This window comes from Providencia sp. PROV201 (assembly GCF_028479545.1).
In the GTDB taxonomy this organism is placed as follows: Bacteria; Pseudomonadota; Gammaproteobacteria; order Enterobacterales; family Enterobacteriaceae; genus Providencia; species Providencia huaxiensis.
Window position 1 is genome coordinate 18,200 of record NZ_JAMPNW010000002.1, and the last position, 14,139, is coordinate 32,338.

Consider the following 14,139-nt stretch of genomic DNA (forward strand, 5'->3'; position numbering starts at 1 on the left):
CGCTTAGGACTTAAAGCCATAAACAAGAGTGTTATAAGCTATTAAATTGTGTCTGTGAGAAATATTATAAAAAAGGTGAAGCATTGTGAGCATATTAAAATCGATTTGGGATTTTTTTGGGCTTTATCAGACTAAAAAAATAAGAATTTTACATGCGTTAATTCTACTTTTGGTAATATCACAAATCATTGTGAGTAATTGGATGACGGGAACTAAGTCAGTAGTTGTTCCGTTTTTTGACGAGACTTATTTATTCACTTGGATTCATATCGTTTCAGGTTTTGTGCTTTTTTTCTTAACGTTCTTTTTAGTCGTGTTATGTTTTAACCAGCGAGGGTTTAGATATTTTTATCCCTATCTCTGGGGGGACTTTAAGCAAATCAAAGAAGATATAAACTCTCTTTTAGCTAAAAAGCTACCAGACAGCTCACCTAAAGGGCTTGCCGCGACAGTTCAAGGGTTAGGGTTAGGTGCTTTATCAATTGTTATTTTGTCTGGTATTGCATGGTTTATTCTATGGTTACAGCAGTCACCACTTGCTTTAGAGGCTAGAAGTATTCATAAATCACTCACAATTTTAATTGAGATTTATATTTATGGTCACGGTGGTTTAGGGATTATTCATTTTATAATTTGGAAAAAAAGTAAAAATAAATAGGTTTGCTTGATACCTCATTGGCAATATGGGTGATTAGTCGCCCATATTCATTAAATGATATTTTGTTGCAATCTGTAGATGCTAATAAGTTACCGTGACGCAAATATGCGTTACTTAGTAAATCAATAGGTTATCTACTCTGAACATGAATGACTAAAGCTAAAATAACGGTCCTATTTCGGCCCGTATAATGTGATTGAACGGTAAGGTTACGGTAAGGTTAAACGGGGATGTTACGGGGAGGATTAAGCCGATAACGGTGAGATTACGGTGAGGTTTCCACAATGGTTTCCAGTGAAAACGCACTTTAGGAAATGGAAACTAACACTAAGGTTACGCTAAGGTTTCAGGCGGTCAGTTGTATTTTGATTCCGTCGATTTAACGAAATTAAGTATAATCAATAACTTATAGTTACATACGGGATAATCCCGTATCATCATGGTTAAATTAACGTTTAGATCTACCCTAGAAATTGGAATTATTACCTAATATTCCAGAGTCCCATTAGCATTTTATTTTAACCGATGGCTTGTATTGTGATGGTATCAAGATGAATAAACCAGAAATGAGAAAAGTAAAACCAATCAGGATCACCACATCAGGAACGGTAATAAAAGCCCCTGAGAGAGTTAAAACAGCCACAGGTAAAGTTATGGCCACAATGACTATTCAGGCCGAGAGCGACAAGCGTAGCTCGTACCCATTAAAGATAGTAGCATTCGATATTAACGCGCTGGAGCTAATGACCTGCCAGAAAGGAAATAAAGTAACCGCGACAGGTCGCTATGAATGGTTTAATGGTTATCAGCTAACAGGGGCGCAGATAGTTAATTATTAGGTTTGTACTGGTTACTTTTGGAGAAAATATGTTTAAAACTGGAGTGATTAGAGGGAGCATTAAATCCCCTACGGTAAGAAAATCGGCGAGATTTCAGATATGGGAAAGGCTAGATAAAGGAGAGTCATTAAAAAGCATTAAAGAAAATCCCCCACTGATGCAAAATGGAGTAGCTACAAAAGACAGCAATATTGATATAGAGCATTATCAATGGGATGTTTGGTCTAAATTATAGAACAATACTAGATATTGCGTTTTATAAATATTAACAAATCACTTTCTTGTATAAAGTAAGTTGCTAATTTCGTAACTAGACATAAGGTTATAATATGCAATTATTTCAGTATGTAAAACTGCTATACCCTGAATTTGAAGTAAGTAAAACAAAGGTTCATTTAGCTAGATGGAATGGCAAAGACAACCCTTTAGATCAATATATAGAATCTAAGTTTGACGAATGGCAGTCATACCAAACGAGAAAAAATTTTGAACGTAAATTTGTTATATCTCTTATACAAGCAGGACGTTCTGGAAGGTGGCTTTTTGCTGGTTTGTATATTAGCGATGGATGTAATTCGTACGAAAAGAATGGAAAAACAAAGTATAAATATAACTTGGTGAAAGTCAGCTCCACAAGTGAGTATGAAGGGCGTTTATATGTTTATTCGGCATACAAGGCTAGAAATTCTTATCCTGAAGCAAAAACATTATCAGAAGATTTAGCCATACATGAGATAACACCGCAAAAAATAGGATTTAAGAAATTTCAAAGTTATAAGACAATCAACTTAACGCGAAACGAACTAGGTAAGATAATTGAAAATGACTTAAGTTCTTGGAAATTTGCTTTAAAATCTGTGAAAGGTATTTATGTCTTAACTGATACCAAGACGGGGCGTTTGTATGTTGGTAAAGCTGATGGGCAAAGTGGAATTTGGGGGCGCTGGTGTCAATATTATGATAATGGTCATGGAGGCAATAAGGGGCTGAAAGAAGAGTTTAACATTACAAATGAAGAAAGATTAAATGATATAAAATTTGCAATACTTGAAGTTCTAGATATTAATTCTAGTGAAGAAGATGTATATGAAAGGGAATCATATTGGAAAGAAATATTAGCTTCTCGTATTACTGGATATAATCTGAACTAGATAGTATTAAAAATAAGCAATTCTCATTTGTTGGCGTATATTTATCTCTGTTCTCTAATTAACCACATACCTTAAAGATAGCAACCTATAAAAATATTTTTCGGTTGCTATTGATCCGTTTGAAACGGAGTCCTGAAAAGATGGGCAGGGTTATTTCTGGTTGGTGTTTCATTATCTGCAATGATTGGGCTTACCATCCCAAATATAGCAATGTACTAACTTGGCATGCACGGCTTAGAATAGAAACATCGATTTTAACGGTTTCGTTTTTCTTGTACCTAAATTGTACCTAATTTAAAAGTGTTATGATTGCAGTTCATTTAAAACAATGACTTAAGATATAATTACATATTTAAGGTAAGAGTATGCAGCAGAAAGTAGTCAATATTGGTGATATCAATGTCGCGAACGACTTGCCGTTTGTGTTATTTGGTGGAATGAATGTATTAGAATCTCGCGATATGGCGATGAAAGTGTGTGAGCATTATGTCACTGTGACCCAAAAGCTGGGGATCCCTTACGTTTTTAAAGCATCATTTGATAAAGCAAACCGCTCATCAATCCACTCTTACCGTGGCCCAGGTCTTGAAGAAGGAATGAAAATTTTTCAAGAGTTGAAACAAACATTTGGTGTGAGAATTATTACTGACGTTCATGAACCTGCGCAAGCAGCTCCTGTTGCCGAAGTTGTTGATGTTATTCAATTACCGGCTTTCTTGGCTCGTCAAACGGATTTAGTTGCAGCCATGGCTAAAACAGACGCAGTAATTAATATCAAAAAACCTCAGTTTATCAGCCCAGGACAAATGGGAAATATCGTTGAGAAATTTATCGAAGGTGGCAACGATAAAATTATTCTTTGCGACCGTGGAGCAAACTTTGGTTATGACAACCTAGTTGTTGATATGCTTGGTTTTAATGTCATGGTTCAAGCATCAAAAGGCTGTCCTGTCATTTTCGACGTAACCCATGCACTACAATGCCGCGACCCGTTTGGTGCAGCATCTGGTGGTCGTCGTGGGCAAGTTGCTGAATTGGCAAGAGCTGGAATGGCGGTTGGGATAGCCGGGTTATTTCTTGAAGCTCACCCAGACCCAGATAATGCACGCTGCGATGGCCCATCAGCATTACCATTAGATAAGCTGGAACCATTCTTAAAGCAAATGAAAGCAATCGACGAAGTTGTAAAAGGCTTCCCTGAGTTAGATACGAGTCGCTAAGTTAGGCGGTTTATGCAACTCACTGAAGTCGTTTCTATGTTCGGCGCTGATTTGCAGCGCCGATATGGTGAAAAGATTTATAAAATTACCTTACATGGTGGTTTTAATTGCCCAAACCGTGATGGCACCCTTGGGCGAGGAGGCTGCACTTTTTGTAATGTGGCTTCTTTTGCTGATGAAAATCAGTCATCTCAAACTATTAGTGAACAAATTCACCAACAGATCACCCGAATTTCCCGCGCAAAACGTTACTTAGCTTATTTCCAAGCCTATACCAGCACTTATGCCGAAGTGAGCCTATTAAAACAACTTTATGAAGAAGCCTTACTGCAAGCCGATATTGTTGGATTATGCGTAGGTACCCGCCCTGACTGTGTTCCTGAGTCAGTGTTATCCTTGCTAAGCCAGTATCAACAGCAAGGCTATGAAATATGGCTTGAGTTAGGTTTACAAAGTGCCCATGATAAAACACTACATCGTATTAATCGCGGCCATGGTTTTGATGCATACCAACAGACGACACAAAAGGCTCGCAGCCTTGGATTAAAAGTTTGTACACATTTGATTTGCGGGTTACCCGGTGAAAATGCCCAAATGAATATGCAAACACTTGATAAAGTCCTTGAGTGCGGAACGGATGGTATCAAACTTCACCCTTTACATATTGTCGAAGGTAGTGTTATGGCCAAAAGTTGGCGGGCAGGGCGCTTGGCAACGCTTTCTCTCGATGAATATACTGAAATTGCAGGTGAAATGGTGCGCCATACTCCGGCTGATATTGTTTATCACCGTATTAGTGCCAGTGCAAGAAAACCCACATTACTCGCCCCGAGCTGGTGTGAAAACCATTGGGTGGGAATGAATAATTTATATCAATATTTCTTAAAATGGGGCGGGCAAGGCTCCGCACTTTGATATATTCAATGAGAATACATATGAAATCAACTTTCTATAAAGCTATTATCGTTTCGTCTCTAATTACGTTTTCTTTTCAAGCGATAGCTCAACTTGATATTACCCCAGAAGATAAACAGAAATTTGTACAAACTCACCAAAAAGCAACCAAGAAAGATGCTCAGGCCCAGTATCAGCTTGCCCAAATGTATTTTTCCGGTTTAGGTGTTCTTCAAAATCTTAATAGTGCGCGTTTATGGGCAAACGAAGCTGCAAAAAATGGTAATGGGGATGGTTATGCATTATTGGCAGATATCAATCTATTAAGTGATAGTTATTTTTCACAGGAATTGATTGATGCTCGTAAGTACGCGACGAAAGCTGTTGAAATGGGCAGTACGCGTGGCAAAATCAGTTTAGCAGAGTCATTGATAAACCCAATTGCGGGTAAAACGGATTATCAGCAGTCTATAGAACTTCTTAATGAGGTTAATGCGTTAAATAACCCAGATTATTTTATTGCGCCTATTTTGCTTGGTGTTATTTACTTAGATGGCAAAGGTGTTGCAAAAGACGAAAAGCAAGCACAACAATGGTTTGATAAGGCAAATGAGATGACTTATCCGGGCTATGCAGAGTGGATGGCAGCGTTTAAATTTTCTGAAGATAATACAGGTACGGTGACCATCGACCAAGTGAAAGCAAAAAAATTAAGGGAAATAGCCTGCGAAAAAGGAAAAAGTGCAGGGAATGAGATGTTTTGCTTCAGCGAGTGATACTAAACCGCCATGTAAAATAACATGGCGGTTTGGTTTGATACTTAAGTTAAGGTGTTGTTATTGGCTTTTCTGTGTCGATAGAACCCGCTTGTTCGATAGCTTTAACGGCTTCAAGCGCATGATCCATTGAATTATAAAAACTCAATACGCCTTCAATAGGTGCCACTTTTGCTCTCGCCAATGTTTTTAATGGCTGGAACGGAATATCACAAACTAAGATATGGGTATCTTTGCGAACGGCATCTATGAATTTTTCGAAAGCTTCTAAGCCCCCCGCATCCAATACAGGTACTGCGTCCCATTGCATAATAATAGTTTTATAGCCAGCGCTTTTGACACGTAACTCATCAAAAATACGTTCAGCAGCAGCGAAAAACAACGGGCCATTTATTCTTACGACTAAGCGGCTTTGTTCTTCATCTGTTTCTGCTAGTTGTGTTGAACGGGTCATATTGGCAATACGGCGCATAAACAATAATGATGCGAGAACAATCCCGACAGTGATGGCAATAACCATATCAAATAGAACGGTTAGAGACATACATAACACTAATACAATAATGTCATCTTTAGGAGCACGTTTAATTAGGTAAACGACCTTACCTGCAGCACTCATGTTCCAAGCCACAATCAATAATAATGCAGACATAGCGGCTAATGGCAGATAAGAGAGCATTGGAGCAAGAACCAATAATGTGAGTATCACCAGTATTGAGTGAATAATCGCAGAAATAGGGGATGTTGCACCTGCTCGAACGTTAGCTGCGGAGCGAGCTATTGCAGCGGTTGCGGTGATCCCACCAAAAAAAGGCGCTGCAATGTTCCCCACACCTTGGCCAATAAGTTCACTATTAGAATGGTGTTTGGTTCCCGTCATGTTGTCCAATACTACGGCACATAACAGTGACTCAATTGCGCCCAGTACCGCCATAGAAAATGCTGCAGGCATTAATGCGGTGATCATCGCCCAGTTAATTGGTGCACTTCCGGGGAGTTCCCACGGCAAAATAAACTGCGGTAGAATAGGGGGAATACCATTACCTTCAGTGCCATCAGGCAATAAATAGCTAAATTCAGAACCGATAGTCGCGACTTCCATACCAAATAATGAAAGCACCCACATGACGAAAGTCCCGACAATAAGGGCTGGCAAATGGCCAGGAAGTTTTAGTTTTAGTTTAGGCCAGAAGATAAGCACCAAAAGGGTTGAAAGCCCAATTAAAGTGTCACTGTATTGAAATGTGGGGAATGTATTGCCAATAGCAATTAGCTTATCAACATAGTTTTCTGGGACATGCGCCATTTGCAAGCCAAAGAAATCTTTAATCTGCATTGTGGCAATGGTGATAGCAATTCCCGAAGTAAAGCCTAAGGTGACAGAAACGGGAATGTATTCAATAAACTTACCAAAGCGAGCAAACCCCATCGCAAGAAGTATGATACCCGACATCAATGTGGCGACTAATAACCCACTCAACCCAAATTGTTGAGAGACTGGGTAGAGGATCACCACAAAAGCAGCTGTGGGGCCAGAAACGCTATAGCGAGACCCACCTGTTACTGCAATGATGATCCCTGCAATAGCCGCAGTATATAGCCCATATTGTGGTGGAACACCGCTAGCGATAGCCAAAGCCATTGCGAGGGGGATAGCGATAATACCCACGGTAATACCCGCGATTAAATCCTTAATAAAGCGGGTAGCCGTATATTTTTCTTTCCAACAAGAATCTATTAGCGCACTAAAAGGGCGCAACCTATTAATTTTTTTTGTACTCATTATACCCTACCAAATAACAGGGTGAAAAATAAACGAAAGATGTACCTATAAGGATACGCTTAGCAACCTGAAAAAAATCTGTTATGTATCAATGAATCTACAATTATCATAACGTTTTCAGTAACAAAAGTAAAAAAACGTTATATTATAAAGAAAAATAGTTAGAATATATTTTATATGGTTACGTTCCTGTTTTAGATGTGCATATAAATAATAGTCATTTTATTTTTTAATCGTAAATATAAATCATTATAAATAATAAATTGGTCAATACTTAATCGACTAAACTGCTATTATTGCTGCCAATAGCCCTATCCATTGAAGCAGCGCTATCCCAAGTGCTCGTGTGAAAAGGCGTTTAGTTCCAGACCATCTTTGTTGCATCGTACGATGTTTAATTTTGCTTGGAAATAAACAATTCAAAGCATTATCAAACTGTTCTGTTTCATTATGTGTGTAGATAATTTTAAAAAAGTGGTTATCTAACCAGAGACGATATATATAATACTGGCAAATTATAAATATAATTACATTGGCGAATAAAATATATTTAGAGTAATTAGAATAGAAAAACAAAGCGAATTGGCAAAATAGTGCCAATACAGACCCAGTAGCAAAATAACGCCAACTATGAGTCAAAATAGTGATGAGCTCACCTTGCTGTTTATTCATCAATGTATTCATTTTTCACTCGGTTTAGATGGTAATTGGTGTGCCAATCATTCAGTTGTTCTATCGTTGCTGTATTTAAAATAACTTGTGGGCGAGCTTGTTCAACTAACGTTACGGCATCTTCTATGTTTTTAGCATCGCCATGATGTACCAACCATGCAACAGCAACAGTCGCACTTCGTGAATAACCTAATTTGCAATGAATGTATACCGGACCCTGTTTTATCAGTTCATCCATAGTATGGACTGACTTTTCGATATCTTCCGCGCTTAGTGGTAACAAATCAATTTGCGGTTGGCTACAATATTTCAGTCCTTTGCTGTAAAAATTGCGAGGCCATTCGCAAGTCATATCTAAAACAGCTTGAGCTTGCAAAGCGTATAGTGGGCGGCCTCCCAAAACGATATGTTGATTAACAATACTGGGTTGTGCGCAGTGCTTAGCGAAGTAATGATAGGTTCCCCAAGCAATGAGCCGGTACGGTAGTAATAAAATAGCAGCAGAAGGGGAAATATTTCCTTCAGGTGTTTTTTGAAAGACGCTGGCGCCTGCCCCTAAATAGCCGAGGGTAATAAAAAAGAGGGCGATAGCGGGCCATAATAGTACCCAAGCAAATCCTTGGAAGATAAAAGCAAGAATAAAACAAGCAAGAGAACCTATTCCATAGTTTTTGCTCATTTTAAAACTGCGAGGGGACCCCGTGTAGTGCCATTGCCAACGAGTTTGTATAGGAAGCAAATAGCTAATTAATAGGCCAACTGCAAATCCAGTAACGACATCAATAAAATGGTGCTGCCATGTGGTCAACACTGAAATTAAAATTAAAATAGACCAGCTATGAATTAACCAGCGCCACTTTATTGGAGTATGGGCTCGAAAACGTAACCAGAGGATCCACAATAAAATAATATGTAATGAAGGGGCTTGGTTAAAAGGGAGGTCAAATAGTTCTAGGCTGTTAAACATCCAGCCAAATAGCCCATCAGTGGTTGGCCGAGGGAAACTAAACTTAAGTGGAAATAGCAAAAAACCAATACAGGCAACAAGAGAAGCTGTGATAAGCCGTAGGCCATGGATGGTTTGTTCTTTACGGGTCGTACAAATAAATAATGATAACCCATAGAATATGTCAATACTCCAATAGGGAATGATAGTCCAAGGAAGAAATGGAATATGTGTTTCCCAAGAAAAAACGACAGACGGAACCTGGTCTAACGTTGCAGTATACGTATTAACTTGGCCATAAGTTAAGAAGAAAAAAGGGGCTAAAAAAACTAACCATAGCAAACCAGACAATATTATTTTGTGTCGAGGTATAGTCTCTTGGGGCTCGCGGGTTGTAATCATCATCCTTTATTCTATTCCTTTAAATAGCAACAAACTGGTGGTGATATCAAAAAATAACTGGAAAAACAGAGAGTATTAAGCAGCATAGGTGCTTTACTCGCAATAAACAACGGGTATTAGCGATGGTTAAAATTAGTGATTGATGGCAATGGTTCACCATCAATCATTAACAACTAATTATTTACTGCCAATCATTCACTGCTAATCATTCGTTGCTAATTACATAGTATGTTGAATGCATTAACGTCGTCTGGCTATAGATACGCTGAATATCCCCCAGTTATCAATAGATTGATTCAATTTTTCAAAGCCCGCTTCTTCAACTAAGCTATCCATTTCACCTTGGCTGCGGCAACGCATAACCCATGCTTGACCACCTTGGTGGCTTGGTAGTACACGGGCAATCATCTCAACTTGGGGGTGCCATGGTTGGCAGGTATAAATTAATAGCCCACCAGATGGAATTGCCCGAGAAAGCCCATTTAATGACGCCTTTATCATTTCATTATTGGGGAACAGTTCATATAAGCCACTAACGATACCAATAGTTGGTGATGGTGAAACGGCAGCTAAATCATCAGCGTCAAAAGCATTGCCTTCAGTGAATTGAATTTTGTCCTCAAGGTAACGCTGTTTGATGTGTAGGCGGCCTTGTTCAACGTTGACAGGGCTATAGTCTCTTAGTAGGACAGATTCGACTTTGCCATAGTCATTGATTGCGTCAAAAATGTAACGGCCTTGGCCTGCGGCAATATCCATAATTCGCACAGGTGTCCCTTTATCAGTGAGGTCACGAATAGCCTGTCGAATGATATTTTCAATGTTAACTTTACGTTGGCGTATTCCTTGCCAGCCGATACTGTTGAGATACTGTCTATCAATAACACGGCCAAATAAGCCTTTACCCTGGGCTTTATCGCGGTATACGTAATCAAGGGTTGAGCCTGAATCAAACCCTTTGTCATAACCAATACGAATACCTTCAGAAGCTTTGCCTAGTGTACTCATTGATTTGCTCATAATTTTATAAGCAAGATTTTTAGGGCACCATTTAGGCAATGGAGTCATGAGTGAACGATATTTTTCAGCGCTGGCACTCCATATATCTTCATATTGATAATTATATTGGTAGCGCGGTAAGGCGAATAATTTGTCGATAAAATCACGGATTTTCTCTAGCGGGATATGACGATCTTTTTCTCCTAAAGTGTCGTGATAAAAACCGGGTAATATATGTTTTTCTTTTATTGGGGTATTTAATTTATCAAAAAATTGATGTTGAGGCCGATGGTGAACAACGTGGTCGCTACCTGAAATAAATAGTTGGGTGGGCAAAGTAATTGCGCCCGCATCAGCAACGATGCGATCAGCCGTTTTATACAGTTCAAGTAAAATATTGACGGCAATAGGGCGAGTAATCAATGGGTCGCGATTAAACGAATCAATGCGTTGTTCATCATGAGTGAGATACTTGGCTTTGACATACGAATTTACATAGAACAAGCCGCGCGTTTTTTGCATTAAAGCAAGCCCTGTTCGGGCAAATGGGACGTACAATTTAACTTTAAATGCAGGGGAGGCGAGTACCATCCCTCGAATTTTTGGGGCGTAGTCATGAACCCAAGCGGAGACAAGAACGGCACCAACACTTTGCCCGATAACAATGATATTTTCTAACGGAATAGTATATTCAGTGGAAATGTAACGTACAAACTCATCGACATCATTGATGGATGTGCTGAGTGAAGGGCTATAACCTCGAGGGCCATCATTTCTGCCATGTCCACGGGCATCCCATGCAAACATAGCATAGTCAGGTAGATTAAGTTCATCGACTAAATGGGCGACACGGCCGGAATGTTCGTGGCCACGATGAAATAAAATAACCGCTTTGTTGGTCGAAACCTCTGCTGGCCAATGTCGATAAAAAAGAGAAGTATGGTCACTGGTGGTAAATTGGGACTCAATAACGGGACGTTGCGTCAGATAATCTGTTTGAACGTTCATAATTCTTCCTTAATTATTATTCTCATGTGCAGATAATTCACAAAGAGCACGGCGAATACGGTTATAGCAAGTATAAAACAGCAACAAAGTTAAAAGGATAAACAGATAACTTACCCAACTAGACAATATGATCTGTGGAAAAATGCTAATGAGAAGCCCTAACGCACCGAAAAAAAATGCACGGTCACTTTTACCTATTGGGCCATCATAGCGGCGAGACGCACCAATAGCTTGAGCGATAACACCAATAAATTCAGTCAGTAGCGTAAGAAATAGAATGAATAAAATAAGCCAAAATACTTGAGGGAAAATAACCGCAAATGGCAAGTACAGAGCAATATCTGAAATGACATCACCGAGCTCATTCAATATAGCACCAAGGTGGCTTTTTTGGTTGTGCTCCCTAGCTAACATGCCATCAATCGCATTGAGTGCCATACGAATAAACAGAACGAAAGGTAATAAAATAAACAGGTGTGGATTTGGAATGAAAAGTAATAGCATTCCGCTGATAACAGATAGAAGTAAAGCCGCCAAAGTGACTTGGTTGGCGGTAACACCCGCACTAAATAGCTTATGAACAATTGGACGAAGAAGATCTTGAAATTTAGGTTTCAGATCGTAAATGGTCATTGAGTATTCCTTTCCCATCACTGCACTATGACGCAGCATTGGGATATATCAATACGCGATTGATTGATTTCTGCAATAAGAGCTATCTCAAGTTAGGAGATAATCAAAGGAAGCTACCCTATAATTTTAACGATAAAATTACGGCAATTACTTGAATAATCGAATAAAAAACATTTAGTGGCAGTGAAATAGAAGGGACTTATCAAAATTAAGGAAAAACAGATTAACCGATATGATACCCGATCACGCCAATACTTTTTGTTTATCAATTCGTGAACGCATTCGTTTGAATTGGCTAGGTGTCATTGTGGTCATTTCTTTGAATTTTCGACAAAAAGCGCTGTGATCAGCATATGCACATTTACTGGAAATTTCAGTAATTGAAAAATCATCTTCGAGCAGTTCAATAGCATGTTCCAGACGCATCTTTTGAATATATTGTTGGGGGGTTATCAAAAAAATCGCTTTAAACTGGCGGTTTAATTGAGAAAGCGAGAGGCCAGATATTTCAGCAAGAGTTGTCATTTTTATCGCAATATCAAAATGTTCACTAATATAGCGCTCAACACGGCTAAGCTGGTTATTCAGTTTAGGGCTGACCGATTTGACATCTTGTAAATCCACTGAAATTCCTGCAACCCCAATAACTTGGTTACGTGTATTAAAAATAGGAACCTTAGTTGTTAAGCACCATCCCAACAAGCCTGCTTTATACAGGTGCAGTTCAAGCTTATTAATGACGCTAATTTTCTTTTCCATCACTAAATAATCTTGAGAGCTATAGCTTTGGCCGAGTTCTGAATGAAAAATATCTTCAGCACCTTTACCTACTAAATGGTTAACACTATCGATTTTACAGCGGGTGGCTAAATTATCATTGGCCAAAACATACTTTGCATTATGGTCTTTCACAAAAAAGGTTACATTCGGCAAGGTATTAATGAGTGGCATAATCAAACCTAAATGGTTTAATAAAATATCAATATTATCAACGGGAAATAGCATGTTCTCCTGACTAATCAACAGCAATTTATTTAGATTGATCATGCCGCGCTCCGAAATATTAAATTAATTTTATTAATTCTGTTAAATATTTTTAGATTGTGCTGAAAACCGCATAAGTTTGTTAGAAAGATATCAAGAGTTGTTAACAAAAATCAAGCATTCTATTAACAATGATAATAGATAGGATGCTAACCAATGCAATCTCAATATACCAAAATTGAAGTTATCGACTCTCATACCGCAGGTGAACCAACTCGGCTTGTTATTGATGGATTTCCCGATTTAGGGCAACAAAGCGTGGCCGTTCGCTTAGATATTTTGCGTAATAGCCATGATATCTGGCGTCGTACAACGATTTTAGAACCTAGAGGTAATGACATTCTAGTGGGAGCCCTATTGTGTAAACCACAAAACCCAGCGGCAACAGCAGGCGTGATTTTTTTTAACAATCAAGGTTACTTGGGAATGTGTGGTCACGGCACTATCGGCTTAGTGGCCTCGTTGCACTTTATGGGGCATATCACTTATGGCAACCATCTTATCGAGACGCCAGTTGGAGATGTAACAGCACAATTACATCAAGATGGTAGCGTGAGTATTCAAAATGTGTATTCGTATCGTTATCGCAAAGCGGTACGAGTTGATGTCCCCGATCTCGGCACGGTTATTGGGGATATCGCTTGGGGTGGAAATTGGTTTTTTCTTGTTGAACAGTCGCCAGTTGCCATTGATTTCCAAAACATTAAATTACTGACAGAAGTCAGTTTAAAAATCAAGCAAGCCTTAGTTGACCAAAGTATCTACGGTAAAGATGGCCAAGAAATTGACCATATCGAATTATTCGGTTCACACCCCAATGCCAATAGCCAAAGTTTTGTGTTATGCCCAGGTGGCGCATATGACCGCTCGCCTTGCGGAACAGGGACTAGCGCTAAACTCGCCTGCTTAGCTGCAGATAAAAAGCTGGCGGCAGGGGAAATCTGGCATCAAGCCAGCGTCATTGGCAGCCAATTTCAGGCTAGTTTTCAACAGGCTGATGAAAACGGCATTATTCCGACTATTCGCGGGCATGCCTATATCAGCGGAAAAAATACCTTATTGATAGATGAACAAGATCCATTTCGTTTTGGGATCTCGGTGGCATAGGGGTATG

General features: G+C 39.1%; 14 protein-coding genes. 8 read left to right on the forward strand and 6 right to left on the reverse strand.

The features are described from left to right. Positions 1 to 85: 85 nt before the first annotated feature. From PR809_RS02040 to PR809_RS02070, 7 genes are all read left to right on the forward strand, one after another. Positions 86 to 658: a cytochrome b/b6 domain-containing protein gene (locus tag PR809_RS02040; RefSeq protein WP_102139341.1), complete on the forward strand. Its 573-nt coding sequence runs from the start codon at positions 86 to 88 to the stop codon at positions 656 to 658. Between the two features lie 551 nt (positions 659 to 1,209). Further along, positions 1,210 to 1,497, forward strand: a complete 288-nt coding sequence (locus tag PR809_RS02045; RefSeq protein WP_165880142.1) for a hypothetical protein — start codon at positions 1,210 to 1,212, stop codon at positions 1,495 to 1,497. Positions 1,498 to 1,525: 28 nt separating this feature from the next. Continuing rightward, the gene (locus tag PR809_RS02050) at positions 1,526 to 1,732 is read left to right on the forward strand and encodes a hypothetical protein (RefSeq protein ID WP_154632348.1); all 207 of its coding nucleotides are present in this window, start codon (positions 1,526 to 1,528) and stop codon (positions 1,730 to 1,732) included. Positions 1,733 to 1,826: 94 nt separating this feature from the next. Continuing rightward, a complete protein-coding gene (locus PR809_RS02055) occupies positions 1,827 to 2,648 on the forward strand; it encodes a GIY-YIG nuclease family protein (protein ID WP_165880140.1) in 822 nt (273 codons plus the stop codon). Between the two features lie 365 nt (positions 2,649 to 3,013). Further along, complete coding sequence (gene kdsA, locus PR809_RS02060) at positions 3,014 to 3,868, forward strand: 3-deoxy-8-phosphooctulonate synthase (RefSeq protein WP_102140452.1); 855 nt, start codon at positions 3,014 to 3,016, stop codon at positions 3,866 to 3,868. 12 nt (positions 3,869 to 3,880) lie between these two features. After that, positions 3,881 to 4,783, forward strand: a complete 903-nt coding sequence (locus PR809_RS02065) for a TIGR01212 family radical SAM protein (RefSeq protein WP_102140453.1) — start codon at positions 3,881 to 3,883, stop codon at positions 4,781 to 4,783. Positions 4,784 to 4,803: 20 nt separating this feature from the next. Continuing rightward, positions 4,804 to 5,538 (forward strand): tetratricopeptide repeat protein, encoded by a 735-nt coding sequence (locus tag PR809_RS02070; protein ID WP_166265125.1) that lies wholly within the window; start codon positions 4,804 to 4,806, stop codon positions 5,536 to 5,538. 49 nt (positions 5,539 to 5,587) lie between these two features. On the opposite strand, the gene dauA is transcribed toward PR809_RS02070, so the two are convergent. The 6 genes from dauA to PR809_RS02100 all read right to left on the reverse strand — a co-directional run bounded on the left by dauA (position 5,588) and on the right by PR809_RS02100 (position 13,028). Next, positions 5,588 to 7,321, reverse strand: a complete 1,734-nt coding sequence (gene dauA / locus PR809_RS02075) for a C4-dicarboxylic acid transporter DauA (protein WP_102140455.1) — start codon at positions 7,319 to 7,321, stop codon at positions 5,588 to 5,590. A gap of 282 nt (positions 7,322 to 7,603) precedes the next feature. Beyond that, a complete protein-coding gene (locus tag PR809_RS02080) occupies positions 7,604 to 7,993 on the reverse strand; it encodes a hypothetical protein (RefSeq protein WP_241098799.1) in 390 nt (129 codons plus the stop codon). Then, positions 7,986 to 9,341: a phosphatase PAP2/dual specificity phosphatase family protein gene (locus tag PR809_RS02085; protein WP_422121519.1), complete on the reverse strand. Its 1,356-nt coding sequence runs from the start codon at positions 9,339 to 9,341 to the stop codon at positions 7,986 to 7,988. Before PR809_RS02085 ends, PR809_RS02080 begins: the two co-directional genes overlap by 8 nt. Before the next feature lie 240 nt (positions 9,342 to 9,581). Next, positions 9,582 to 11,348: a bifunctional alpha/beta hydrolase/class I SAM-dependent methyltransferase gene (locus PR809_RS02090; RefSeq protein ID WP_206276993.1), complete on the reverse strand. Its 1,767-nt coding sequence runs from the start codon at positions 11,346 to 11,348 to the stop codon at positions 9,582 to 9,584. A gap of 9 nt (positions 11,349 to 11,357) precedes the next feature. Then, positions 11,358 to 11,981 (reverse strand): CDP-alcohol phosphatidyltransferase family protein, encoded by a 624-nt coding sequence (locus PR809_RS02095; protein ID WP_166265116.1) that lies wholly within the window; start codon positions 11,979 to 11,981, stop codon positions 11,358 to 11,360. 243 nt (positions 11,982 to 12,224) lie between these two features. Continuing rightward, complete coding sequence (locus tag PR809_RS02100) at positions 12,225 to 13,028, reverse strand: helix-turn-helix domain-containing protein (protein WP_102140460.1); 804 nt, start codon at positions 13,026 to 13,028, stop codon at positions 12,225 to 12,227. 153 nt (positions 13,029 to 13,181) lie between these two features. On the opposite strand from PR809_RS02100, the gene PR809_RS02105 reads away from it, so the two are divergent. Beyond that, positions 13,182 to 14,132 (forward strand): 4-hydroxyproline epimerase, encoded by a 951-nt coding sequence (locus PR809_RS02105; RefSeq protein ID WP_206276483.1) that lies wholly within the window; start codon positions 13,182 to 13,184, stop codon positions 14,130 to 14,132. Positions 14,133 to 14,139 lie beyond the last annotated feature (7 nt).

What these genes read in the sequence shown, in the direction of transcription:
- PR809_RS02045 (WP_165880142.1), top strand. Translation starts at nt 1,210, where the DNA reads ATGAATAAACCAGAAATGAGAAAAGTAAAACCAATCAGGATCACCACA.
- PR809_RS02050 (WP_154632348.1), top strand. Translation starts at nt 1,526, where the DNA reads ATGTTTAAAACTGGAGTGATTAGAGGGAGCATTAAATCCCCTACGGTA.
- PR809_RS02055 (WP_165880140.1), top strand. Translation starts at nt 1,827, where the DNA reads ATGCAATTATTTCAGTATGTAAAACTGCTATACCCTGAATTTGAAGTA.
- kdsA (WP_102140452.1), top strand. Translation starts at nt 3,014, where the DNA reads ATGCAGCAGAAAGTAGTCAATATTGGTGATATCAATGTCGCGAACGAC.
- PR809_RS02065 (WP_102140453.1), top strand. Translation starts at nt 3,881, where the DNA reads ATGCAACTCACTGAAGTCGTTTCTATGTTCGGCGCTGATTTGCAGCGC.
- PR809_RS02070 (WP_166265125.1), top strand. Translation starts at nt 4,804, where the DNA reads ATGAAATCAACTTTCTATAAAGCTATTATCGTTTCGTCTCTAATTACG.
- dauA (WP_102140455.1), bottom strand. Translation starts at nt 7,321, where the DNA reads ATGAGTACAAAAAAAATTAATAGGTTGCGCCCTTTTAGTGCGCTAATA.
- PR809_RS02080 (WP_241098799.1), bottom strand. Translation starts at nt 7,993, where the DNA reads ATGAATAAACAGCAAGGTGAGCTCATCACTATTTTGACTCATAGTTGG.
- PR809_RS02085 (WP_422121519.1), bottom strand. Translation starts at nt 9,341, where the DNA reads ATGATTACAACCCGCGAGCCCCAAGAGACTATACCTCGACACAAAATA.
- PR809_RS02090 (WP_206276993.1), bottom strand. Translation starts at nt 11,348, where the DNA reads ATGAACGTTCAAACAGATTATCTGACGCAACGTCCCGTTATTGAGTCC.
- PR809_RS02095 (WP_166265116.1), bottom strand. Translation starts at nt 11,981, where the DNA reads ATGACCATTTACGATCTGAAACCTAAATTTCAAGATCTTCTTCGTCCA.
- PR809_RS02100 (WP_102140460.1), bottom strand. Translation starts at nt 13,028, where the DNA reads ATGATCAATCTAAATAAATTGCTGTTGATTAGTCAGGAGAACATGCTA.
- PR809_RS02105 (WP_206276483.1), top strand. Translation starts at nt 13,182, where the DNA reads ATGCAATCTCAATATACCAAAATTGAAGTTATCGACTCTCATACCGCA.